We start from the raw sequence: 24,124 nt of genomic DNA on the forward strand, positions 1-24,124 counted from the left end.
GCGTCGGCGCTCGGCCGGCCCTGAGGCGAGGAGTGGTTCGGTGGCGGATCGGAGCAGTTCCCCAAGACGGTCGAACCGACGGCGCGGCAGATGGGCCGCGCTCTGCGCGGGGCTCGCCCTCGCGCTGGGCACGGGGCAGGGTGTCGCGGCCGCGGCGGGCACCCCCGAGCCCCCGGTGCCGAGGGGGAGGATTCTCGCCCTTCCCCTCGCGGGGGTCGGGGGGCTCCTCCACCCGGAGGCGCCGCCGGCCGGGGCCGACGACTGGAGCTGCAAGCCCACGCGTGAGCATCCGCGGCCGGTCGTCCTGGTGCACGGCACCTGGGCGAACGCCTACGACAACTGGGGCTTGATGTCCCCGTACCTGAAGCAGCTGGGCTACTGCGTCTTCGCCGTCAACTACGGCGGTACGCCCGGCAATCCGATCAAGGCCACCGCACACGTCCCGGTGTCCGCGCGGCAGATCGCCGACTACGTCGACCGCGTGCTCAAGGCCACCGGCGCCCACCAGGTCGACCTCGTCGGGCACTCCCAGGGCGGCGGTCTGACCCCTCGCTGGTATCTGCGGTTCGCGGGCGGCACCGACCCCGCGCACCCGGACCGGAACAAGGTGCACAGCCTCGTCGGACTGGCGCCGTCCAACCACGGCACGACCGCCGACGGCGTCGGCACCCTGGTCACCAAGCTCGGCCTCGGCAAGCCCGCGGGCCTCCTCCTCGGCGAGGCGGCCACGGACCAGCTGGTCGGCTCCGAGGTCAACACGACGCTGGACCGGGACGGGGACACCCAGCCCGGGGTCGAGTACACCACCATCGTCACCAGGTTCGACGAGGTCGTCACGCCCTACACGCACCAGTTCCTCACCCCGGGACCGGGCGCGACCGTCAAGAACATCCTGATCCAGAGCGTCTGCCCGCACGACCTCTCCGAGCACGTCTCGATGGCGTACGACTCCAACGCCGCCCAACTCGTGCGCAACGCCCTCGATCCGGCCCACGCCGAGCCTGTCGACTGCGACCTGACCCTGCCGGTCCTCGGCGGCTGACCGGGGTCGGGCGGACGGGCGATCTCTATGTCCCTCGGCCAGGCCAGGACCCAGCTCTGCACGGGGCTCAGAGGGCTCTGTCGAGGCGGCAGTCACGGCAGAGTCCTGGGAGGGGGGACCGGAAGCCCCGGTCGCAGCCGTGGCAGTTCTGGAGGCGATGCCGGACCGGTGGCGGCGGGGCCGCAGGCCGGAAGGGCGGCGCGGGTGGCAGACCGGAGGCCAGACGGTGGGCGAGGAGGGCTGCCGGGCGGTGCAGGGGCTCGCGCGGCAGTTCGGCCGTGAGGGCCTCGCGTACGGCCGTCGGGCTCACCTCCCGCTCCAGCCAGGCGGCGACCCCCGGCGCCAGGTGAGCCGTGTCGCTCTCGCTGAGCAGCAGCCGGGAGTCATGGCGGCGGAGGCCCGCGAGCAGGTCCGTGGCCATCCGGAGGAGCTTGGGGGAGGGGCAGACCGGACGCGGCACCGCGGGTAATTGCTTCCGGGGCGCCCGCTCCTGCTTCCTCGTCACGGCCCGGGGCTCGGGGGCGTCCCCCGTACGGCTCCCCGGCTGATTGCAGGAGACGGTGCGGGTGACGATACGGCCGCCCGGGATCCGCTGTCGCTCCCGGCGCAGATAGCCGTGCGCCTCCAGCTCCCGCAGCGCGGCGGCGATACGGGTCGCGCCTTCGGGGAAGCGGGCCGTCAGCGTCTTGATGTCGACCCGGGCGCCCGCTGGAAGCGACTGGATGTACACACCGAGCCCGATCGCGAGCCCGGACAACTCCGGGTGCTGGGCGAGGTGGTTGCCGATCACCGTGAAGCGAGCGGTGTGCCGGGAGTTGTCGTGCACCAGGCCGCCGACGCCGGATTCGCACCGCCGGTTCGGGTGGTTGTTTGCGGCAAGTCGGGACCGGGAGCGCGGGGGCGCGCTAGGGTTCTGGGTGTCCATCGGGAAGGTGCTTTCTTCCTGGGTGGTCAGGCCCTCGCCAATGGGAGCTCGCTACTCCCGGCGGGGGCCGTCGCATTTCTGCGGCGGTCGTTCTGTCGCGCTGAGCCTAAAGCGCACAACCATCCGACATGCCAACCCAGTTGGTGCATTTCACCCTCGTGGGTGAGTTTGCGCGCCGGGAGGGAGGGGTGGGGTTGGGTCGGGTCCTTTAGCCCCGGAGTTCTTCTTGGGGAGACCGCCCGCGGCACCGGAGCACGGATCCCCGGGTGCCGGTGCGAGCGCGGGGCAGGGGTGGAGATTCCCTCGTTCATGTCACTCAGAGTGGCTGCGCCTGCTAACTGTGAAGAGTGATGACGCGGTTGCGTACGGTCACGGTCTGTCGAGAAGGGGGCGTGGCGTGAGCGAGGAAGAGGAGCCGGGGTGGGAGGTCGACCCGGACGACGAGTGGGGCGTGGCCGTCGTCGCGATGGTGGGACGGCAGTTGAAGCTGAGGCGCGAGGCGGCCGGGATGCGGGCCGCCGACTTCGGCAAGGCCATGGGGTACGGCGAGGACATGGTCTACAAGCTGGAGTCCGGCAAGCGGATCCCGAGGCCGGAGTACCTCGACAAGGCGGACGGGGTGCTGAACGCGGGTGGGTTGCTGGGGGCGATGAAGGAGGACGTGGAGAAGGTCCGGTATCCGAAGAAGGTGCGGGATCTGGCAGAGGTGGAGGCCAAGGCGGTGGAGATTCAGTTGTACGACCCGCTGAACATCCACGGCCTGCTCCAGACGCCGGAGTACGCGCGTGCGCTTCTCGTCATGCGACGCCCTGCCTACACGGTGGCTGAAGTGGAGCGGTTCTTCGCCGCTCGGATGGCTCGTAAGTCGGTCTTCGAACGGGATCCGGCGCCCGAAGTCGGGTTCGTTCTTGAGGAGTGGACGCTGCGACGCCCGCTCGGTGGGAGTGAGCTGCTCCACCACCAGCTCGAACACCTCCTGGAGATTGCGCAGTTGCGAAACGTCGAACTTCAGGTGATGCCGATGGACCGCCAAGAGCATGCGGGACTGGCCGGTGGGATCGAGGTGCTGAAGTTCGCCGATGGCTCGGTGGTCGGACGTTCGCCTGCAGTGGCCAACGGACGTACGGTCGAAGAGCCGAAACACATCCGTATCCTGGAGCTGCGGTATGGCATCATCCGGGCTCAGGCGCTTACTCCCCGAGAGTCGACGACCTTCATCAAGCAGCTGTTGGGGGCAACATGATCCGCTGGTTCAAGAGCAGCTACAGCAGCAGCAGCGAAGGCGACTCCTGCGTCGAAGTAGCCCTGGACTGGGACATGGCTCCCACCCTCACCCCCGCTACCATCCACATCCGCGACTCCAAGCACACCACCGGCCCCCAGCTGGCGCTCAGGCCGGAAGCCTGGGCCAATTTCGTGTCGTACGCGGCCGGGGACTGAGCCTCCTCCCCCCCCGCGACCAGTTGTGGTCATCGGCACGCCTTGAGGTGATCGTCGAGCTGCTTGAGGCGTTGCCAGGAGCTGAGATCGGCGCCGTCCCCGAGCGGGTAGTGCAGGGCGGGCCGCGCCATGGGACCGAGGCGGACGGGGCGACAGCCCGGGGCCGACTCGGCAACCGCAGAACCGACGAGACGTACCGCGTCGCAGCCCAGGGTGAAGGAGAGCGGAACGAGCGGCGCCTCACGGTGCGGCGGAGTGGTCAGGTCGGCGCGGGCGGTCCGGAGGTAGGTGAGCATGGAAGTGAGGCGGTGGCGGGTGGCCAGCGTCTCGGCCAGCTCGGCAAGAGAGTGGAGCGGAGCCTGGCCGTCGGTGTAGCCGAAGGCGAGCGTGATCTGTTCCTCCACTCCGGCCGGAGTCCGTACGACACGGCAGGTGGCGATCCCCGGGCGGTCGGGGGCTCCGACGGCGACCAGCCAGGTGGGCGCGGACTTCTCGGCTCGGGCGCGGGCCAGTTCGGTCAACTGGCGTCGTGACCAGGGAAGGTTGACGGGTTCGGCGGTGGACCAGCCAGTGGGTACATCGCCGGTGAGCGCCTGCCACACGGCTTCCAGGGCGCCGCCGAGAAGGAGGTTCTCGTCGGCGGGGTGGGTGGTGCGGATGGAGAGGTGGAGCTGCTGTTCGCCCTGCGTGGCGGCGCCCGCCTCGAAGGCATCCGCGACCGAGGCTCGGCCGTCCGCCGTGGGTACGGGAGCGAAGCGGCCCTCGTGCCAGTGGAGTACGGCGCCGGTGAGACCGTCGTAATAGCCGCAGGCGGGGTCGAGGACGACCCAGCGGGCGGGCACGTTGGTCATCAGGGAGCGGGTGGGCAGGGTCAGCCGGGTGCGGGGCGGGGTGACGATCTGCAGTTCGCGTCCCGAAGGGACGGTGGTCTGCAGGAGGTCGGTGAGCCAGGTGGTCGCGGCGATCACGGGGCGGTCTTGGATGACTAGGGCTGCTTGGTCGGTGAGGACGTCGACGCCGAGCGCGCCGCTGTCAGGACTGCGCCCGCCGGTGGAAGGAATGGGCACAACATCGGTATGCGCTGCGTCCGCCGGCCAGGTGGTACCGCCCAACACTGCCGCAATGCGCCCGCCGACGGACCCGGCCAGCCGCCCCGCCTCCGCGACCGCCGTGGTCGCCCGCACCTCGGTCCACCACACCGGCGCCTCGGCCCGCACGTCCGGCCCGAGCAAGCGGCCTACCTCGCCCGGTACTTGGATGAAGACGGGCACCTCGACGGTAACCAGGGGCTGCCCATCAGCTGTACACAACTGGACGGCGGCGCCGTCGGAGACTCTGTCCACCCGAAGGTCGGAGCCACCGGCGTACAGCCCGGCGAGCATGGTCCGGGCGTCCGGCCCTTTCGGGGTGACGGCGACTACGTCATGGGTCACGGTGTTCCTCGAGGTCGAGCTTGCTGTCGGGGATCACATGTCGGCGCACTCCGACTTGTCCGCACTTCAAGCTCACCGGTGATTACGTCAGTGGTCACTGATCTGCTGCCCGACGGATATCGGCAACGGCCACTTCGGCGGATACCGAGCTATGGGGATTCAGCTTCAGAATGGCATGCTCCGGCAGATCGCGCAGCAATTCCCGAAACAGCACTCGCTGAACTTCCGGAACGGTATTCGGTGCATGCGCTGGGCTTGTGTAGATCCCAACGGCGGAGCGATTGCCGTCCTGAACGCAGGGCTCTGCAATCCCGGCTGACGGCGGAATCATGTACACGACCGAGTTCAAAATGGCATTCTGCATGTCGAGTTCAGAGGCGTAGCCCGTCGAAGCAAGCTGGATGACAGAGTCCAGATGATCCGTTGGCTCCTTCATGCCGTGAGCTCGAGGCGATGGGCGATATTTTGGATTGTGTCGGAATTCTTTTGTGACGTTCCCGTGGTCATCGACTTTCCATGCTCCGATGATTCCGTATGGTGGAACCTTTCCGGCTGGGTCGAAGTAGGGGTCGATGGCGTAGACCCAGGAACCTGGCATCTTGGCGGCCTGTGCGCGTACTGCACCTGACACCGGCGGCACTGACAGGCGGGATTCATTCATTTCTGCGCCCCCTGCGTTGCTTATTTGCGACCTCTTGCTCGTCCACGCTCGCGAGTCGCCAACGATCTTCAGAGGGAACATTCTCGAAAATTTCCACCGTCTGAGGGCGGCCTGCTTGTGGCCAACGATACGCTCGTCGCCCACCACCCATCTCAAGGGCCATCCTGCTGGGGTAGACGTCCAGGCAGGCCCCCTCTAGCGCAGGCGTCAAGCCCTCGGGCTCCAGGAGCCGTCTCACTTGCATGAGCGCATTGAAGAGATTCCAGGCCGTGCGAGTGGCCGACTGTGATCCATGCGTGATGCGCACGGTGTAGTCGGTTCCTGAGAACTCTGCCACGAGCCGCCCAGGGACATCACCCGCCTCCGAGACCAGGATGATCTCCTTGTCGTAAAGAATCTCCGTCTCATTCGACACGTTGGCCCTCGGGGATATAGTTGGGATTCGGGACGAATTCGCCGAGTTCTCCAGTTGCATAATCGTAGGAGTATGCCCCCTTGATGTACTCGCTGCGAATCCCGCCGGGAAAGGCTACTTCTTCCTCGTAAGATAGCGGATGATCCCCAAGGGTGCGGTTGATGTCGATCCCGCCGGGCGCATCGATCACGTACGTGAATTTTCCACCGAAGTCGTCACCGATGTCATCGCGGTAGGAGGTGCTGACAAATGCTGAAGGATCGTCCTCTTCCACGTATTTCTTGAGATCTGTGTTCGACGGGTCTTTCGGCTCGAAGCCATGCTCGAAGACGGCATCCGGGGAACGGTTATCGCTGCGATAGAGAGGCTCATGCCCCTCGCGCCACACCGGGGGTATGCCTAGCTTGTCCAGATCTATGTTGCGATCAGTTGCGGCGCGCAGACGATCTGGTTCGCCACCTGACGCTCCGGCTGCGGGAGACGGGTCAGAGCCATGACCACCACCGCCATGTGCTGATCCTCCTGCCCCAGGATGCTCGCCAGGATCGGTGTGTCCCGACTCGGTTCCTGAGTGTGTGTCGCCGTGTGTTCCCTTTTTGCCTGGCAATTCGCCTGGATCGTGCGAGGCACTGCTTGTACCCCCGCCGGCGCCCTTGTGGCTGGCAGATGCTGATGGGTGCTCGCCCGCGTGAGCGGTGGCCTCAGGTGTGTGCGCACCGGCACCCACCAATTCGTGATGGCGGTCCGGCGCCGAGATCGATGGTGTCCGGTCCGCGGCCGACGGTTCCGGCTGGGCCGGGGTGGCGTCGGTGACGCCGTGCTTGCCGGGGATGAACTCCCCGTCGGAGATCTCAAGATGGGACCCGTCGGACAGACGGAGAAAGCTGTGCGCCTTGTCCGCGGTGGCCGCCGCCTCCGTGGCTGCCCGGACTCCCGAGACCAGGTCGGAGACCTTCGGCAGGGTGCGCGCCGCGACACCGACCGCCTTGGTCGCCGCGCCGATCGGGTCCAGGACCTCGCCGACCTTGGCCACGGTGCCGAGCACGCGTGCGGCGGCGCCCGCCTCGCCCGCTGCGGCGCCCGCTTTGGAGGCGGCACCCAGAGGTCCGGAACTCAGGGTGATGCCGTTGAAGATGACCGTGCCGAGTGCCTTGCCGGGGTTGGTGGACCAGTCGTCCCAGGCGACGAAGGACTTGGCGAACTCCTTGGCGTAGGGCTTGCTGTCCTCCATGAACTGGTCCGACGCCGGGCCGAGATGGGTGTTCCGGTCGCCGTACGGGTCGAGGAGGTAGCCTTCCGCGCCGACGATGACCCGGACCAGCCCCTCGCGACTGGCGTGGCCCTCGTCACCGGGGCTGAAGAGGTCGATCAGCCCCGTGACCGAGCCCTTGGCGTTGTCCCAGATGCTGATCCCCACCTGCTTGAGGTGGTAGTCGATCCCGAACGGCAGCATCTCCTCGTGCTCCGGGCGCCCCCACGGCAGGGAATCGGCCTGAGCCAGCTGTCCGGCGCTGAAACCGTAGGCGTTCTTCTGTCCCGGCTTGTCGTTGTCGATGTGCCACTGAGTGCCGCCCACCAGCGCGGTGATCTTGTCGGCGCAGGTCACCTCGGCCTGCTCGAAGGAGGTGACTGCCGCGTTCACCCCGTCCCAGATCGCCTGGTGCTCGGCGACCTTGTCCGGGTCTTTGCGCCAGGTCTCGATACCGCTGTCGTGGCCCTTGACCGACTCCACGAACACCCGGGCGCGCCCGCGCAGCGTCTCCAGCTGCTTGACGATCTCGGCGGCCTCGACCATGTACGTCTCCAGCGCACCGGCCACCGTGTTCAGCTTGTCGGCAAAGCTTCCCGACGTGTCCTGCACCGCCTGTGTGGTGGCGAACAGCTGTGCCGCCTCGGGCGCCTTGTAGAAGGCGTCCAGGTGCTGGAAACGGGTGTGGACGGCGTCGCCGTGCTCGCTGATCGCCTTCGCCGCCTGCCGCAGGGAGACGATCTCCCGGTGCAGCTCGACAAGGTCGCCGGTGAACGCCGGTATCTTCTCCGGGCTGATCACCGCTTGCCGTCCGCCTTCTTGCGGGCCTTCTCCAGGAACGCCGTCACGTCAGGGGGCAGCGTCGCGTGGTGCTGGGCGTTCCAGGCCTGCTCCAGATCCCCGGCCAGGTAGGCGTTGGTCGCCTCGATCGCGCCGTTCGCCGAGTCGCTGGCCCGCAGCGGCAGGAAGGCGACGTCCTTCTCCGTGTCCTCGGCGAACTGCCCCAATGCCACCGCGACCAGCCCGGCCGCCCGGCCGGAACCGGAACCTCCCGTGCTCTCCCCGCCGAGGGACAACGTGCCCGCTGCCTCCATCGCGCCCTGCACGCTCCGCCCGTACAGCCCTATTCCGGTGTCCATGTCATCGGCGGCCTTCCGCACCCGGGATATCACCGACCGCACGCCTTCGGGCGCAATGTCCCACCCCGTCACACCAACCCCCGCCCATCCCCCGCCGATACGTTCCTCCAGCCGCCACCAGCATCGCAACCGCCACTGACAACGGGATCTCCATCCCTATCAGCCCGGCTGTCGCCGGACCAACGGGCTTCTGGCCAAGGTGTCGCCTTCGTCGCAGGTCAACCGATCGACGTGCGGTCACTCCGTCGCCGCGCAGCTGTTCAAGTTGCGGTCCTGCCGCGGCGCGGTACCTTCAGTCGTCGCCGACGAGGAGAGTGAACGTGAGTAAGTACGTGCGGCCGGCGGCCGAGGGCGCCGACCCCTTCGGGACCGCCCGGCTGCGCCGCGGGGTCCTCGACGCCTGGGCGACGAGCCCCGCCCGGTTCCGTGAGGACGCCAACGCCGAGGAGGACCTGGTCCTCGGCGGCTACCGGGACCGGCTCGTCGTCGAGCTGGCCCAGAACGCGGCCGACGCCGCCGCGCGGGCGAAGGCGACGGGGCGGCTCAGGCTCACCCTCCGCGACGGGGTTCTCGTCGCCGCCAACACCGGTGCTCCGCTGGACGCGACCGGCGTCGAGTCGCTGTCTACGCTGCGGGCCTCCGCCAAGCGGGACGCCGAGTCCACCCAGGGGGCCGTCGGGCGGTACGGGGTCGGCTTCGCCGCCGTGCTCGCGGTGACCGACGAGCCCGCGATCGTGGGGCGGCACGGGGGCGTCCGCTGGTCCCTCGCCGAGGCGCGGGAGCTGGCCGCCGACACCGCCCGGCACAGCCCGGGGCTGGGCGACGAGGTCCGGCGCCGGGACGGGCATGTGCCGCTGCTCCGGCTGCCGTTCGCTGCCGAGGGCACCGCTCCGGACCCCTACGACACCGCCGTCATCCTGCCGCTGCGGGACGCGGCCGCCGCCGATCTCGCCGAGCGGCTGCTGAACGCCGTCGACGACGCGCTGGTCCTCGCCCTGCCGGGGCTGGAGGAGGTCGTCGTCGAGGTCGGGGACGAGGTGCGTGTCCTTCGCCGTCGCAGCGAGGGCGCCGTGACCGTCGTGGAGGACTCGCGGGCGGGGGCCACGCGGTGGCGTACCGCTTCCGCGCACGGGCCGCTCACCCCGGAACTGCTCGCCGACCGTCCCGTGGAGGAGCGGCTGCGCCCCCACTGGTCGGTGACCTGGGCCGTGCCCGAGGACGGCCAGGGGCGCCCGGTACGGCCTCGTACCAGCGCCGTCGTGCACGCGCCCACCCCCAGTGACGAGCCCCTCGGCGTGCCCGCCCTCCTCATCGCCTCCTTCCCTCTCGACACCACCCGCCGGCACACGGCGCCCGGCGCGCTCACCGACTTCCTGGTGCAGCGCGCGGCCGACGCCTACGCCGAGCTGCTCGCCGACTGGCGGCCGGTGACGGAGGGCATCATCGACCTCGTGCCCGGACCGCTCGGCAAGGGCGAGCTGGACGGGGCGCTGCGGCAGGCCGTCCTCGCGCGGCTGCCGCGAACCGCGTTCCTGCCGCCGGCCGTCCAGGTACCGGAGGGCGAGGACGAGCTGCCGCAGGCCGTCCGGCCCCGCGACGCCGAGGTCGTGGAAGGCGCCGGGGCGGACACCGTACGGGTGCTCGCCGAGGTGCTGCCCACGCTGCTCCCGGCCGGTCTGGAGCGGCGGGCCGAGCTGCGCACCCTCGGGGTCGCCCGGCTGCCGCTCGCCGATGCCGTCGACCGGCTCGCCGGGCTGGAAAAGGACCCCGGTTGGTGGTGGCGGCTCTACGACAGCCTCGCCGGGGTCGACCCCGACCGGCTGTCGGGGCTGCCGGTGCCGCTCGCGGACGGCAGGACGACGATCGGGCCCCGGCAGGTGCTGCTGCCAAGCCCGGACGCCGCCTGGATCGACGTGGACGTCCTCGGGCGGCTCGGGCTGAAGGTCGTCCACGAGGACGCCGCGCATCCGCTGCTGGAGAAGCTGGGCGCGCTGCCCGCCACTCCGCGCGCGGTGCTCACCACCCCGCAGGTGCGGGCCGCCGTCGCCGCCTCGCTGGACGAGGAGGGCGCGATCGGGGGCTGGGAGGAGGACGCGCCGGACGCCGAGGAGCTGGCGGACACCGTCCTGGCGCTGGTCCGGGACGCGGGTCTGGAGCCCGGTGAGGAGCCCTGGCTGGGCGCCCTGGCGCTGCCCGACGAGGACGGGGAACCGGCGCCGGCCGGTGAACTGGTCCTTCCGGGCAGTGCCTTCGCCCGGGTGATCCGCGGGGACGAGCTGGCCGCCGTGGACCGTGACCTGGCGGAGAAGTGGGGCGAGCAGCCGCTGGCCGCCTGTGGCGTGCTCGCGAACTTCGCGCTCGTCCGCGCCACCGACGTCGTCCTCGACCCGGACGAACTGGAGCCCCGGGAGGGCGACTTCGCCGAGCCGGACGACGCCGGGCTGCTCGACGCCGTCGACGTGTGGTGCGAGGACCTCCTGGACCGCTTCCCGGACAGCCCGGTGCCGCCGGTCGCCACCGAGCTGGTCGCCGTACGCGATCTGGACCTGGTGGACGACGCGCACTGGCCGCAGGTGCTCACGCTGCTCGCGCAGCCGCCGCTGCGGGACGCGTTGACCCAGCCCGTGCGGATCCTGCTGCCCGACGGCACCCACGAGGTCGTACGGCCCTACACGGCCTGGTGGCTGCGCGGGCACCCGGTGCTCGACGGCCGGCGCCCCGCCGGTCTCCTCGCCGCCGGCGGGGACCCGCTCCTGCACGGTCTGTACGACGAGGCCGACGCGACCGGGTTCGAGGACGAGCAGGTGCTGCGGGCGCTGGGTGTGCGGACCTCGGTGGCGGCCTTGCTGGACGAGCCGGGCGGCGCGGCCGAGCTGCTGGACCGGCTGGCCGACCCCGATCGGCCGGTCACCTCGGCCCAACTGCACGGTCTGTACGGGGCGTTGGCCGAGCTGGACCCGGATCAGGTGACCCTGCCGGACGAGCTGCGGGCCGTGGTCGACGGGCGGGTGGAGGTCGTGGACGCCGCCGACGCCGTGGTGGTCGACTCGCCGGATCTGCTGCCCTTCACCTCGGGGATGCCGCTGCTGCCGGTCCGGCCGGCCCGCGCGGCCGAGCTGGCGGAGCTGTTCCAGGTGCGGCGGCTGAGCGAGTCCGTCACCGGCGAGGTGCACTCCGAGGGCGCCGAGCACGAGGTGCCGGAGTCGGTGCGGGTGCTGCTCGGGCCGCGGACGCCGCAGACGTACGTCGAGCACGAGGAACTGGTCGTGGACGGCGTGGAGATCGACTGGCGGCTCACCGACGACGGGGTGCTGCACGCGGCCACGCTGGAGGGCGTGGCGGCGGGTCTGGCGTGGGCGGCGGGCCAGTGGCCGCGCCGCTTCGAGGTGGCGGCCCTGCTGGAGGACCCGTCCCGGACCGAGGAACTGGCCAGGGACCGCTGGTTCGACTGACGGCACGCCGAAACCGCGGCCTCCACACTTCTCTCGTATAGATTTCAACTTACGTACAACCGTCCCCCTGCGTGCCGGGTCTGACCGGCTGAAGCCAACAGGCTCACCGATCACTCTGTACGCAGGGGAGCACATGCGCATACGTGCCACCGTGGCCGCCGTCTCCGGCGCCCTGGCCCTCTCCGCCTTCGTCGTGCCGGCCGCCCAGGCCGCCGACGCGGGTTCGTCGTCCTTCCGCGCGGATGCCGCGCAGGCCGTCTCGCACACCGCGTCCGGCAAGACCGCATTCAGCAGCGTCTTTGGCGCGGCGGACCTGGACGTCAGCTTCTCCAACCTCAAGATCGCCAAGGCGGTCAAGGTCGGGACGACCAACCACGTCTCCACCAGCGTCACCTACACGCTGACCCACGGCGCCGACGTCGACATCAAGTCCAGCGACTTCGCCTCCGGCCCCTTCATCTACAAGGGCTCGCCCAGCGACATGGGCAACACGCTGTTCGGGGACAACCCGGCCACCTGCACCGCGACGTCGGCGACCACCGCCGCCTGCAAGGGCCTGATCGACATCTACCCCGGCGGCAGCGAGCCGGAGCTGGTCAACTCCGACGCGGGTACCTGGCACGCCGGCGCGCTGGCCCTCGTCTACAGCACCAAGGCCTCCGCCGCGCAGTTCGGCCTCGCCACCACCCTGGTGCAGCGCAACTCCACGCTGACGGTCAACGCCGCCCCGGAGCCGGTGAAGAAGGGCGCCACCGTCACGGTGACGGGCAAGCTCGCCCGCGCCAACTGGGAGGACCACAAGTACCACGGCTACACCGGCCAGCCGGTCCAGCTGCAGTTCCGCAAGAAGGGCTCCAGCACCTACACCACCCTGAAGACCGTCACGACGGACTCCACGGGCAACCTGAGGACGACGACCAAGGCCACGGTCGACGGCTACTACCGCTACTCCTTCGCGGGCACCTCGACCACCCCGGCGGTCAATGCCACGGGTGACTTCGTCGACGTGCAGTAGACGCCCGCCCGAGGTGGGCATTGCTTACGTCATGGACAGGCAATGCCCGCCTCAAATCTGGCCGGAAACGGCTGTTGCCGTACAACCAGTCCCGGGGGTCACGGATCTGATCGCCTGAGTCAACCGACTCCACGATCACTTCTCCCTCCAGGGGAACGCATGCGCATACGTGCCACCGTGGCCGCCGTCTCCGGCGCCCTGGCCCTCTCCGCCCTCGCAGTCCCGGCCGCGCAGGCCGTCACCGACTCGGGCGCCCCGTACACGCTGAACGCGAGCTTCTCCACCGTCTCGATCGCCAAGGCGGTCAAGGTGGGCACCACCAACGAGGTCAGCGTCTCGTACTCGTACACGCTGACGCACGGCGCCGACGTGAACATCGCCGCGAAGGACTTCATCACCGACGCCTTCCTCTACCACGGCACCTACAGCGACACCGCGCCCGAGCTGTACGGCGACAACCCGGCGACCTGCACCGCCACCTCGTCGACGACGGCCACCTGCAAGGGCTCGATCAACATCTACCCGGCGGACGGCGACCTGAAGAACACCTGGGCCGGCAGCTGGAGCGTGGCCGCCGAAGCCGTCGCCTTCAACGGCCAGGACCAGCAGAACCCCGACATGAGCAAGGTCGGTTTCAAGGACCAGAGCGGGCTCGGCACCTCCCTCGTCCAGCGCTACTCCAAGCTGACGACCACGGTCAGCGCGACGTCCGTCGCCAAGGGCAAGACCTTCACCGCGTCGGGCAAGCTGACCCGCGCCGACTGGGAGAAGCACACCTACAACACGGTCGGCGGCCAGTCGGTCAAGCTCCAGTTCCGCAAGTCCGGCACCACCACGTACACCACGATCAAGACGGTGACCTCGGACTCGTCCGGCAACGTGAAGGCCACCGCGACCGCGAGCACCAGCGGCTACTGGCGCTACAGCTACGACGGCGCCTCCACCACCCCGGGGGTCAGCGCCACGGGCGTGTACGTCGGCGTGAAGTAGTCACCGCCTAGTCGGGAAAGCGGCGGTCGACCCACTTCCACAGGAACTCCAGGGCGGCCGCCGCCACCACGGCGATGCCGACGGCAGTCCACGGCATCGTCACCCCGACCAGCTTCAGCGCGAAGAAGCCCTGCAGCGCCGGTACGGCCAGCACCAGCAGGAACGCCACGCCCATCGCCGCCACCAGCGTCACCCGCCACCAGGTGTACGGCCGGGCGACGATCGCCAGGATCCACATGGAGACCAGGAAGAGCGTCAGGGTGGCCGCGCTCGTCTCGGCGTTCAACTGGCCGGGCCCCGAGTAGGAGTGACGGGCGATCAGGTACATCACGAAGGTCGCCGCGCCGGCCACCACACCACCGGGGATCGAGTACCGCATGACTCTGCGCACGAAGTGGGGTTTCGCCCGCTCCTTGTTGGGGGCGAGCGCCAGGAAGAACGCCGGGACGCCGATGGTGAGGGTGGACAGCAGGGTCAAGTGCCGGGGCAGGAAGGGGTATTCGACCTGCCAGCACACCACCAGCACCGCCAGCAGCACCGAGTAGACCGTCTTCACCAGGAACAGCGTCGCCACGCGCGTGATGTTGCCGATCACCCGGCGGCCCTCGCCGACGACCGACGGCAGGCTCGCGAAGCTGTTGTCCAGCAGCACGATCTGCGCCACCGCCCGCGTCGCCTCCGAGCCCGAGCCCATGGCGACCCCGATGTCGGCGTCCTTCAGCGCGAGCACGTCGTTCACGCCGTCGCCGGTCATCGCGACCGTGTGCCCGTGCGACTGCAGCGCTCCGACCATGTCCCGCTTCTGCTGCGGGGTGACCCGTCCGAAGACGGTCCCCCGATCCAGTGCGTCCGCCATCCCGGCCGGGTCGGCGGGCAGCTGCCGCGCGTCCACCGTCGTACCTTCGAGGCCCAGCTTCGCGGCGACCGCGCCCACGGACACCGCGTTGTCGCCGGAGATGACCTTGGCGCGCACGCTCTGGTCCGCGAAGTAGCGCAGGGTGTCGGCCGCGTCGGGCCGCAGCCGCTGCTCCAGGACGACGAGGGCGGTGGGGCGGGCGCCGTGGGCGGGCTCCGGGGCGTCCAGGTCGCGGGTCGCGCGGGCCAGCAGCAGCACCCGCAACCCCTGCTCGTTCAGACGCCCGGTCTCGGCCAGGGCCGGGTCCTTCTCGGCGAGGAGGACGTCCGGGGCGCCGAGCAGCCAGGTGGTGATCTCGCCGTCGGCCTCGCTGAACGCGGCCCCGCTGTACTTGCGGGCCGAGGAGAAGGGCAGCGACTCCACGCAGCGCCAGTCCTCGCTGTCCGGGCAGGCGTCGATGATCGCCTGGAGCGAGGCGTTCGGCCGCGGGTCGGACTCGCCGAGCGCGCCGAGCACCTTGCGTACGTAACTCTCGTCCGCCCCGTCCAGCATCCGCAGCTCGGTGACGTCCATGCCGCCCTCGGTGAGCGTGCCGGTCTTGTCCAGGCAGACGGTGTCGATGCGGGCCAGCCCCTCGATCGCCGGCAGCTCCTGCACCAGGCACTGCTTGCGGCCGAGCCGGATGACGCCGATCGCGAAGGCGACGGAGGTGAGCAGCACCAGCCCTTCGGGGACCATCGGGACGATGCCGCCGACGGTGCGGGCCACGGCGTCCTTGAAGCCGTTGCTCTTGACCACGAGCTGGGTGACGACCAGGCCGATCGCGGCCGGGACCATCATCCAGGTCACGTACTTGAGGATCGTGGAGATGCCGGTGCGCAGCTCGGAGTGGACCAGCGTGAAGCGGGAGGCCTCCTCGGCGAGCTGGGCGGCGTAGGCCTCGCGGCCGACCTTGGTCGCCGTGAAGGCACCGCCGCCCGCGACCACGAAGCTGCCGGACATGACCTGGTCGCCGCGGCGTTTGACGACGGGGTCGGCCTCGCCGGTGAGCAGCGACTCGTCGATCTCCAGCCCGTCGGCCTCCGCGCACACGCCGTCCACGACGATCTTGTCGCCGGGGCCGATCTCGATCAGGTCGTCGAGGACGATCTCGTTGGTGGCGACTTCGACGGCCGCACCCTCCCGCCGCACGGTCGGCCGGGCCTCCCCGATGACCGCGAGCGAGTCGAGGGTCTGCTTGGCCCGCCATTCCTGGACGATGCCGATGCCCGTGTTGGCGAGGATCACGAAGCCGAACAGGCTGTCCTGGATCGGCGCGACGAACAGCATGATCACCCAGAGCACGCCGATGATCGCGTTGAACCGGGTGAAGACGTTGGCCCGCACGATCTCCGCGAGCGACCGACTGCTGCGCACGGGCACGTCGTTGACCTGGCCGCGCGCGACGCGGTCCGCGACCTCGGCACCGGTCAACCCGGCCGACGGACTCCTCGGCAGGGCCACGGGATGCACGGGGTCGAGTTCGGCACCCGCGTCTATATGGCTCATGCCATCGACGGTACGTGCGGTTTTGCCCGTTCACCTGCCGAGCGGAGCCGATTTCCGACCTGCGGAGGACCGGGATCCTGCGCTGGTTGTACGGCTACTTCACCCCGGCGGCCTTCAGCGCCGCGTCGCGCTTGATCGCCGCGTCGCGCTTCCTGACGTACCAGATGCCGATCAGCCCCAGTCCGGCCCCGGCCAGGCAGGTCCACAGCCACCACAGATGCCCGTGGTCGTCGAGCCAGCCGTAGAACGGCAGCTGGACGAGGAACAGGACGAACCAGGCGATCGTGCCGCCGATGATGGTGGCGACCACGGGGCCCTCCAGGGGCTCGGGCGCCTCGTGCTTGGGGGTCCACTTGGCCATGGGGCCAGCTTACGAGGTGATCAGGTCTACGCGCGGAGATAGCGATCTCCGACTCATACGTTCATACTGAAACCGTTTGTCTTTGTCCACTTCTGCTCGTATGAAACTCCAAAGGGGCTCGGGGGAACCCCTTCGGTGATGAGGATCCGCATGTCCACGCCGGCACCCGCCAAGGTCCCCACCCCCGAAATGCCGGGCGGTGCGCCGGTCCACGGCGCGCTCGACCGCTACTTCAAGATCTCCGAACGGGGCAGCTCCGTCGCCCGGGAGATCCGTGGCGGTCTCGCCACCTTCTTCGCGATGGCGTACATCATCGTGCTGAACCCGATCATCCTCGGCAGCGCGAAGGACATGTACGGCCACCACCTGGACAACGGCCAGCTGGTGACGGCGACCGCGCTGACCGCCGCGTTCGCCACGCTGCTCATGGGCGTCATCGGCAATGTGCCGATCGCGCTCGCCGCCGGCCTCGGCGTGAACTCCGTCGTCGCGCTGCAGCTGGCGCCCCGGATGTCCTGGCCGGACGCCATGGGCATGGTCGTGCTGGCCGGTTTCGTGGTCATGCTGCTGGTCGCCACGGGCCTGCGTGAGCGCGTGATGAACGCCGTGCCGTTCAGCCTGCGCAAGGCGATCTCGATCGGTATCGGCCTGTTCATCATGCTGATCGGCATGGTCGACTCCGGCTTCGTCACGCGGATGCCGGACGCCGCCCAGACCACCGTCCCGCTCCAGCTCGGCGTCGGCGGCCATCTGCACGGCTGGCCGGTGCTCGTCTTCATCCTCGGTGCGCTGCTGACCTTCGCGCTGATCGTCCGCAAGACGCCGGGCGCGATCCTGATCTCGATCGTCGGCATGACCGTCCTCGCGGTGATCATCAACGCGGTCACCCACGTCTCGTCCTGGGGGCTGACGGTCCCGAAGTGGCCGGGCAACCCGGTCTCCACCCCGGACTTCGGCCTGGTCGGCCAGGTCAGCCTGTTCGGCGGCTTCTCCAAGGTCGGCGTGCTGACCGGCATCCTGTTCGTCTTCACGGTCCTGCTGTCGTGCTTCTTCGACGCGATGGGCACGATCATGGGCATCAGCGACGAGGCCAAGCTGACCGATGCCCAGGGCTACATGCCCGGCATCAACAAGGTCCTCTTCGTCGACGGCCTCGCGGTCGCGGCGGGCGGTGTCAGCTCCTCCTCGGCCACGACCGCGTTCGTGGAGTCCACGGCCGGTGTCGGCGAGGGCGCCCGGACGGGTCTCGCGAACGTCGTCACGGGCGGCCTCTTCGCCGCGGCGCTGTTCCTCACCCCGGTCGCCACGATGGTCCCCTCCCAGGCGGCCACCCCGGCGCTGATCGCGGTCGGCTTCCTGATCCTGTCGAACTCCATCAAGGAGATCGACTGGGCCGACTACACCGTCGCGATCCCGGCGTTCGTCACGATGCTGATGATGCCGTTCACCTACTCGATCACCAACGGCATCGGCATGGGCTTCATCACCTTCACGGTGCTGCGCCTGGCCGCCGGCCGGTTCCGGGAGGTCCCGGTCGCGATGTACATCGTCTCGGCGGTCTTCGCCTTCTACTACCTGATGCCGGCCCTGGGCCTGACCTGAGCGTCCACGGGGTCTCTCAGGTGACCCCGTAGAACCTCTCCGTCTCCTCGACGGCGGCCGAGAACCGTTCGTCGAAGTCGTCCCGGATGAGCGTGCGGACCACATAGTCCTGCACGCTCATTCCTCTTTTCGCCGCGTGGTGCCGGAGCCTTTCGAGCAGCTCCCCGTCTATCCGCAGGCTGAGCACACTGGTCCCCATGCCTATGAGGGTCGCCACATCCGGCCACCCGATGCGTCACTTTCCGGAACCGGCTCACTCATATGGGTGATCTATGGGTTCCGTGGCCAGGGTCACGGGCATCGCACCCGTGTCGCGGTGGTCTTTAGCGAGAGTAATGAGTTACGCTAAAGAACATGTCGGACCTCACCCATGGCGACGACGCTGCCGCCGTGAACGCCCTCCGCTCCGCCGTGATGCGGTTGTCCCGTCGGCTCAAGCACCAGCGGGTCGACGAGTCGCTGAGCCCCACCGAGATGTCGGTGCTCGGCACCCTCTTCCGCTGCGGCTCGGCCACGCCGGGCGAGCTGGCGCGCAAGGAGCACGTCCAGCCGCCGTCGATGACCCGCATCGTCGCACTGCTGGAGGCCAAGGGACTGGTCCGGCTGGAGCCGCACCCCGAGGACCGGCGCCAGAAGGTCGTCACCCAGACCGAGCAGGCCGAGGCGATGCTCGAGGAGAGCCGCCGCAAGCGCAACGCCTTCCTGGCCGGCCTGGTCGAGGGCCTCGACGAGGACGAGTGGGCCGCACTGCGCGCCGCCGCCCCCGTGCTGGAGAAGCTCGCACACCTGTAAGCAAGCCACCCAAGGAGGCGAACTCGTTTGAGTACGGGATCCGGAACACCTTCCGCCCCCGCACCGACCGCCCACAACCCTCGTAAGTCCTCGATGTTCAGCTCGCTGAGGATCCGGAACTACCGCCTGTTCTTCATAGGCCAGGTCGTCTCCAACACGGGCACCTGGATGCAGCGCATCGCCCAGGACTGGCTCGTCCTCAGCCTCACCGGCTCCTCCGCGGCCGTCGGTATCACCACGGCCCTGCAGTTCCTGCCGATGCTGTTGTTCGGTCTCTACGGCGGTGTCCTGGTCGACCGCCTCCCCAAGCGCCCCACCCTGCTGGCCACCCAGGCCTCCATGGCGCTCTCGGGCCTCGCGCTGGCCGCGCTGACCCTCACCGGCCAGGTCCAGGTCTGGCACGTCTACGTCGCCGCCTTCGCCGTCGGCCTCGCCACGGTGCTCGACAACCCGGCCCGCCAGTCCTTCGTCTCCGAGATGGTCGGCCCCGAGCAGCTGCAGAACGCGGTCAGCCTGAACTCGGCGAACTTCCAGTCCGCCCGCCTGGTCGGCCCGGCCGTCGCCGGTCTGATGATCACCGGCGTGGGCACCGGCTGGGCGTTCCTCGCCAACGGCCTGTCCTTCGTCGCGCCCATCACCGGCCTGCTGCTGATGCGCGCCCGCGAGCTGCACGTGGTCCGGCGCGCGCCGCGGGGCAAGGGCCAGCTGCGGGAAGGCCTGCGGTACGTGGCCGGTCGCCCCGAGCTGATCTGGCCGATCGTCCTCGTCGGTTTCATCGGCACCTTCGGCTTCAACTTCCCGGTGTGGCTGTCGGCCTACGCCGAGCACGTCTTCCACGCCGGTGCCGGCGGCTACAGCCTCTTCAACACCCTGATCGCCGCCGGCTCCCTGGTCGGCGCCCTGCTGGCCGCCCGGCGCGGCACGGCCCGGCTGCGCCTCCTGATCGCCGCCGCGCTGGCCTTCGGCGTGCTGGAGGTCGTGGCCGCGCTGGCACCGGCGTACTGGCTGTTCGCGCTGCTCATGGTCCCGATCGGGATCTTCGGCCTCACGGTGAACGTCACGGCGAACACCGCGGTCCAGATGGCCACCGACCCGGCCATGCGCGGCCGGGTGATGGCCCTGTTCATGATGGTGTTCATGGGCGGCACACCGCTGGGCGCGCCGGTCGTCGGCTGGATCACCGACACCTACGGCCCCCGGGTCGGCTTCGTCCTCGGCGGCGTCATCTCCGCCGTGGCGGCCGCCACCGTCGGCCTGGTCCTCGCCCGCATCGGCGGGCTGCGGCTGTCGGTGGGCTGGCACCGCGGTCATCCGCGGGTCCGGTTCGTCCCGCGCGAGCGGGAGGAGCTGGTGACGGCCGCGTGAGCCACCCGGCTCCCGGAGGGGGCGCGGGGTGTGCGGGGTGTGCTAACTCACCCTCCGGGCCAGCACCTGCCCCGGCCAGTCGTTCTCGGGGCCGGCGGTGTACGCCTGCGTCGGGGTGAAGCCGTTGGCCTCGTAGTAGGCGACGAGGCTGCCGTCGTCGCCCGCGTAGCAGTCCACGCGCAACAGGGCGCCCCCGGCCTGCCGGGTCACCTCGGCCGCGTGGGCGAGCAGGGCGGCACCGGCGCCCTGCCCCTTGAAACGGCGGTCGGAGGCGAGCCAGTGGATGTACTTCTCCGGCTCACCGGGCGACGGGAGGTGGGACAGGTAGTCGCCGGGAGCGTCGGTGAGGATGAGGGTGGCGGCCGGCACGCCGTCGACCTCGGCGATGTACGCCGTGCCCCTGGCCATGTATCCGGCCACCGAATCCACCACCGTCGGCTTCGTCGACAGCGGCTCGGTGCCCCACTGGCGGGTGCGCCCCTGTGAGACCAGCCACTCCACAGCGCTGTCGAGCATGCCGAGCATCACGGGGCGATCGGCGGGTCCGCCTTCGCGAATGGTGATCGTCATGAAAGCCATCATGCCCACAGGCGTCTGCGAAGGTGAAGGCATGAGACTCTTCGCCGCGGTGCTCCCCGCGGAGCATGTCGTCCATGAACTCGCCGCCGAGGTGGCCGAGTTGAAGAGGCTGCCCGGCGCGGACGCGCTGCGCTGGACGGGCCGCCCCGGCTGGCACTTCACGCTCGCCTTCTACGGCGAGGTCGCCGACGACGTCGTACCCGCCCTGTCGGACCGTCTCGCCCGCGCGGCCCACCGCACCGCCCCCTTCGGGCTGGCCGTCTGCGGCGGCGGCCAGTTCGGCCACGGCCGCGCGCTGTGGGCCGGGGCGTCCGGAGACGTCGCGGACCTGCGCCTGCTGGCGGAGCGGGCGGAGGCGGCGGCACGGAAGGCGGGGGTGCCGATGGAGGAGCACCGGCGGTACAAGGCGCATCTGACCGTGGCCCGCAGCCGGGACGCCTTCGAGACCCGGCCGTACGTCGACGCGCTGGCGGACTTCACCAGCAGCGCGTGGACGGTGGACGACCTGGTGCTGGTGCGCAGCAATCTGCCGCGGTCCGGGGTGAGGGGGGAGCAGCCGCGGTACGAGGTGGTCGGCCGCTGGTCCCTGGACGGCGCCGGTTAGGCTCGACGCCGTGGACCCGAAAACCCGGAACCGGATCATGGCCGGTGCGCTCGTTCTCATGTTTGTGGTGGTGGCCTTGGCTTCGGCCGTCAGGTAGCCGCTGCCTCCGGCCACCTCGGGGGCGGGGCGCGCGCGCCGTCCGGCGGCCGCCGGACGCCGGCCGCCACGGTTCGGTCGCGCGGTTCCCCGCGCCCCCAGGTTCTGTCGTCGGCTGCCGCTTCGGACCTACCAGGCGAAGGCCTCCGGGGACGGTCCCGGACCGGGGAAGACCTCGTCCAGGCCGCTCAGCAGCTCGTCGTCCAGCTCCAGCTCGACCGCCTTCAGCGCGGAGTCCAGCTGTTCGGCGGTGCGCGGGCCGACGATCGGGCCGGTCACGCCGGGCCGGGTCAGCAGCCAGGCCAGGGCCACCTCGCCGGGCTCCAGCCCGTGCTTGCCGACCAGGTCCTCGTACGCCTGGACCTGGGCGCGGGCGGCGGGGTCCTTGAGAGTGTCGGCGGCCCGGCCGGAGGCGCGGCGGCCACCCTGGACCTCCTTCTCCAGGATGCCGCCGAGCAGACCGCCGTGCAGCGGCGACCAGGGGATGACACCGAGGCCGTACTCCCGTGCGGCCGGGATCACCTCCATCTCGGCGCGGCGCTCGGCGAGGTTGTACAGGCACTGCTCGCTGACGAGGCCGATGGTGCCGCCGCGGCGGGCGGCGATCTCGTTGGCCTGGGCGATCTTGTAGCCCGGGAAGTTGCTGGATCCCGCGTAGAGGATCTTGCCCTGCTGGACCAGGGTGTCGATCGCCTGCCAGATCTCCTCGAACGGGGTGTCCCGGTCGACGTGGTGGAACTGGTAGAGATCGATGTGGTCGGTCTGCAGCCGCTTCAGGCTGGCGTCCACGGCCCGCCGGATGTTCAGCGCGGAGAGCTTGTCGTGGTTCGGCCAGGCGGCCTGGCCGTCGGGGGCCATGTTGGCGTAGACCTTGGTGGCGAGGACGACCTTGTCGCGGCGGTCGCCGCCCTTGGCGAACCAGTTGCCGATGATCGATTCCGTACGGCCCTTGTTCTCGCCCCAGCCGTACACATTGGCGGTGTCGAAGAAGTTGATGCCCGCGTCCAGCGCCGCGTCCATGATCGCGTGGCTGTCGGGCTCCTCCGTCACCGGGCCGAAGTTCATGGTGCCGAGGACGAGTCGGCTGACCTTGAGTCCCGTGCGTCCTAGCTGCGTGTACTTCATGGTCCACAAGCCAACGGCTTGAAGTGCGCTCTATGCAAGCGGTTGCGGGGGTCAGTCGCGGGGGAATTCGTCGGTTTTGAGGGTGAGGTCGACAACCGTGTGGGTGAGGTCCAGGGGGTCGCCGAAGTGTGCCTTCGTCTCGGTGGCGTAGTCGCCGTCGTGCGGCTGAGTGTAGATGCGGCACAGACCCTCGTAGGGGTCGGCGATGAGGTGGACGGGGACTTCGGCGAGGGCGTAGGCGAGTTTCTTGGATCCGTAGTCGTTCGCCGCCGTGTCCTTGGAGATGACCTCGGCCACGAATTCGACGTCCTGGTACCGCCAGCGGCCATTGCTGTCCTTCACCGACCGCTCGGCCATCGCCGCGACGTCACATGCGAAACCGTTCAGGCGCCCCGGGAAGTCGATCCGCACGTCGGAGGCCATCCGCCTTGCGCGGGTACCTTGCGCGGAGCTGCTCATAGATGTCAGCGATGATCTCCCAGTGGGTCTGACCCTGCGGCGACATGAAGATGTTCCCCCCGACGATCTCAACCTTGGTTCCCTCGGGGATGGGCATCTTCTCGAGGCACTCGAACATGACGTCCAGAGTCAGCTCGCCGCTCTGCTCGGCCATCTCGATCCTGTCTTCAAGGACGGTCATCGTGGCGCTCCTCCCCGGCCGCCCCACGGACAGGTACAGCCGCGCAGAACAACGATACGCAGGGTGACCAGGAGTCGCCGGAAATCGGTCAACTTGTTCCGGCCGCGTACGCCCGTCCGACTCCCCACGCCTCCCACATCGCCCCCGCGAACGCCGCCGCGATCCGGTGTTCCCCGCTCGCGTTGGGATGCGTGCCGTCGTAGGTGTCGGTGTGGATGTCGTACGGCTCGGGGCGCGAGGCCAGCAGCAGTGGTGAGCGGGGCTCGTCCAGGTCGGCCACCGTCTTGGCGAGCAGGACGTTGAAGAGGTCCACCTGGGCGGCGAACGGCTCGTCCGTCTCGGTGCGGATGTTCGGGATCACCGGCAGCAGGACCATGCGGATGCGCGGGTCGGTCTCCCGGGCGGCCGTGACGAACGCCCTTACGTTCTCCGCGGTCTGCTCGGCGTTCGTGTAGAAGCCCAGGTCGATCAGGCCGAGGGAGACCAGCAGCACGTCCGGACGGTGGCTGCGTACCGTCTCGCCGATCAGCGGCGCCATGTGCAGCCAGCCCTCGCCCCAGCCCGCCAGGTGCCGGCGGGGGAAGTCGGGTTCGGCGTACGCGTACGAGGCCGGCGCGTCGGCCGACTTGTCGTACAGCTCCTCGCGCGGTCCGACGAAGGTGAACGGGCCGTCGTACGTCGCGCACAGGTGCCGCCACAACCGGTATCGCCACGTGTGCTCGCCCGCGCTCCCGATCGTCATGGAGTCACCTACGGGCATGAATCTGAGCATCCGCTCATGATGGACGATCACAC

General features: G+C 69.6%; 21 protein-coding genes and 1 pseudogene. 10 read left to right on the forward strand and 12 right to left on the reverse strand.

Translation table 11 applies throughout. The annotated features are described in order from the left end of the window. Positions 1-40: 40 nt before the first annotated feature. On the forward strand, positions 41-1,042 hold the full coding sequence (locus tag AQI95_RS10770; RefSeq protein ID WP_067120804.1) for an esterase/lipase family protein: 1,002 nt from the start codon (positions 41-43) through the stop codon (positions 1,040-1,042). Positions 1,043-1,109: 67 nt separating this feature from the next. On the opposite strand, the gene AQI95_RS10775 is transcribed toward AQI95_RS10770, so the two are convergent. Then, positions 1,110-1,967: a DNA-binding protein gene (locus tag AQI95_RS10775; protein ID WP_067120806.1), complete on the reverse strand. Its 858-nt coding sequence runs from the start codon at positions 1,965-1,967 to the stop codon at positions 1,110-1,112. Between the two features lie 397 nt (positions 1,968-2,364). Between AQI95_RS10775 and AQI95_RS10780 the strand changes: the two genes are divergently transcribed. Continuing rightward, positions 2,365-3,210, forward strand: coding sequence for a helix-turn-helix domain-containing protein (locus AQI95_RS10780; protein ID WP_067120807.1), 846 nt, complete (start codon positions 2,365-2,367; stop codon positions 3,208-3,210). Further along, entirely contained in the window at positions 3,207-3,407 is a 201-nt protein-coding gene (locus AQI95_RS10785) for a DUF397 domain-containing protein (protein WP_067120810.1), read from the forward strand. Before AQI95_RS10780 ends, AQI95_RS10785 begins: the two co-directional genes overlap by 4 nt. Before the next feature lie 29 nt (positions 3,408-3,436). Here the strand turns inward: AQI95_RS10785 and AQI95_RS10790 are convergent, their stop codons facing one another. The 4 genes from AQI95_RS10790 to AQI95_RS10800 all read right to left on the reverse strand — a co-directional run bounded on the left by AQI95_RS10790 (position 3,437) and on the right by AQI95_RS10800 (position 8,376). After that, positions 3,437-4,840 (reverse strand): DUF6177 family protein, encoded by a 1,404-nt coding sequence (locus AQI95_RS10790; protein WP_067120812.1) that lies wholly within the window; start codon positions 4,838-4,840, stop codon positions 3,437-3,439. 94 nt (positions 4,841-4,934) lie between these two features. Then, complete coding sequence (locus tag AQI95_RS44700; protein WP_244188698.1) at positions 4,935-5,501, reverse strand: type VII secretion system-associated protein; 567 nt, start codon at positions 5,499-5,501, stop codon at positions 4,935-4,937. Between the two features lie 404 nt (positions 5,502-5,905). After that, a complete protein-coding gene (locus AQI95_RS10795; protein WP_067120813.1) occupies positions 5,906-7,966 on the reverse strand; it encodes a scabin-related ADP-ribosyltransferase in 2,061 nt (686 codons plus the stop codon). Beyond that, complete coding sequence (locus AQI95_RS10800) at positions 7,963-8,376, reverse strand: DUF6507 family protein (protein WP_067120815.1); 414 nt, start codon at positions 8,374-8,376, stop codon at positions 7,963-7,965. Before AQI95_RS10800 ends, AQI95_RS10795 begins: the two co-directional genes overlap by 4 nt. Positions 8,377-8,624: 248 nt before the next feature. Between AQI95_RS10800 and AQI95_RS10805 the strand changes: the two genes are divergently transcribed. From AQI95_RS10805 to AQI95_RS10815, 3 genes are all read left to right on the forward strand, one after another. After that, positions 8,625-11,756, forward strand: coding sequence for a sacsin N-terminal ATP-binding-like domain-containing protein (locus tag AQI95_RS10805; RefSeq protein WP_067120817.1), 3,132 nt, complete (start codon positions 8,625-8,627; stop codon positions 11,754-11,756). Positions 11,757-11,889: 133 nt separating this feature from the next. Next, a complete protein-coding gene (locus AQI95_RS10810) occupies positions 11,890-12,771 on the forward strand; it encodes a hypothetical protein (protein WP_067120819.1) in 882 nt (293 codons plus the stop codon). 159 nt (positions 12,772-12,930) lie between these two features. Beyond that, positions 12,931-13,761: a hypothetical protein gene (locus AQI95_RS10815; RefSeq protein WP_067120821.1), complete on the forward strand. Its 831-nt coding sequence runs from the start codon at positions 12,931-12,933 to the stop codon at positions 13,759-13,761. Positions 13,762-13,768: 7 nt separating this feature from the next. Here AQI95_RS10815 and AQI95_RS10820 read toward each other — a convergent pair whose 3' ends face one another. After that, the gene (locus tag AQI95_RS10820; protein ID WP_067120823.1) at positions 13,769-16,165 is read right to left on the reverse strand and encodes an HAD-IC family P-type ATPase; all 2,397 of its coding nucleotides are present in this window, start codon (positions 16,163-16,165) and stop codon (positions 13,769-13,771) included. A 94-nt stretch (positions 16,166-16,259) separates the two neighbouring features. After that, the gene (locus tag AQI95_RS10825) at positions 16,260-16,526 is read right to left on the reverse strand and encodes a DUF2530 domain-containing protein (RefSeq protein WP_067120825.1); all 267 of its coding nucleotides are present in this window, start codon (positions 16,524-16,526) and stop codon (positions 16,260-16,262) included. Positions 16,527-16,676: 150 nt separating this feature from the next. Here AQI95_RS10825 and AQI95_RS10830 point away from each other — a divergent pair, with 150 nt between their 5' ends. After that, positions 16,677-18,128, forward strand: a complete 1,452-nt coding sequence (locus AQI95_RS10830) for an NCS2 family permease (protein WP_067120827.1) — start codon at positions 16,677-16,679, stop codon at positions 18,126-18,128. A 16-nt stretch (positions 18,129-18,144) separates the two neighbouring features. Here AQI95_RS10830 and AQI95_RS10835 read toward each other — a convergent pair whose 3' ends face one another. Beyond that, positions 18,145-18,327 (reverse strand): ribbon-helix-helix protein, CopG family, encoded by a 183-nt coding sequence (locus AQI95_RS10835; RefSeq protein WP_208614134.1) that lies wholly within the window; start codon positions 18,325-18,327, stop codon positions 18,145-18,147. Positions 18,328-18,482: 155 nt separating this feature from the next. Between AQI95_RS10835 and AQI95_RS10840 the strand changes: the two genes are divergently transcribed. Further along, positions 18,483-18,920: a MarR family winged helix-turn-helix transcriptional regulator gene (locus AQI95_RS10840; RefSeq protein ID WP_067120829.1), complete on the forward strand. Its 438-nt coding sequence runs from the start codon at positions 18,483-18,485 to the stop codon at positions 18,918-18,920. A gap of 93 nt (positions 18,921-19,013) precedes the next feature. Next, on the forward strand, positions 19,014-20,285 hold the full coding sequence (locus AQI95_RS10845) for an MFS transporter (protein ID WP_067120831.1): 1,272 nt from the start codon (positions 19,014-19,016) through the stop codon (positions 20,283-20,285). Between the two features lie 42 nt (positions 20,286-20,327). Here AQI95_RS10845 and AQI95_RS10850 read toward each other — a convergent pair whose 3' ends face one another. Further along, a complete protein-coding gene (locus AQI95_RS10850) occupies positions 20,328-20,855 on the reverse strand; it encodes a GNAT family N-acetyltransferase (protein ID WP_067120833.1) in 528 nt (175 codons plus the stop codon). Between the two features lie 40 nt (positions 20,856-20,895). Here AQI95_RS10850 and thpR point away from each other — a divergent pair, with 40 nt between their 5' ends. Further along, a complete protein-coding gene (gene thpR / locus AQI95_RS10855) occupies positions 20,896-21,468 on the forward strand; it encodes an RNA 2',3'-cyclic phosphodiesterase (RefSeq protein WP_067120838.1) in 573 nt (190 codons plus the stop codon). Between the two features lie 225 nt (positions 21,469-21,693). On the opposite strand, the gene AQI95_RS10860 is transcribed toward thpR, so the two are convergent. The 3 genes and pseudogenes from AQI95_RS10860 to AQI95_RS10870 form a co-directional block, all read right to left on the reverse strand. After that, positions 21,694-22,689 carry an aldo/keto reductase gene (locus AQI95_RS10860; RefSeq protein WP_067120840.1) on the reverse strand — a complete coding sequence of 332 codons (996 nt, stop codon included), beginning with the start codon at positions 22,687-22,689 and terminating at the stop codon, positions 21,694-21,696. A gap of 51 nt (positions 22,690-22,740) precedes the next feature. Further along, positions 22,741-23,329, reverse strand: a pseudogene (locus AQI95_RS10865) (Uma2 family endonuclease). A gap of 88 nt (positions 23,330-23,417) precedes the next feature. After that, positions 23,418-24,101 (reverse strand): GDSL-type esterase/lipase family protein, encoded by a 684-nt coding sequence (locus AQI95_RS10870; protein ID WP_067120843.1) that lies wholly within the window; start codon positions 24,099-24,101, stop codon positions 23,418-23,420. Positions 24,102-24,124 lie beyond the last annotated feature (23 nt).

This window comes from Streptomyces yokosukanensis (assembly GCF_001514035.1).
In the GTDB taxonomy this organism is placed as follows: Bacteria; Actinomycetota; Actinomycetes; order Streptomycetales; family Streptomycetaceae; genus Streptomyces; species Streptomyces yokosukanensis.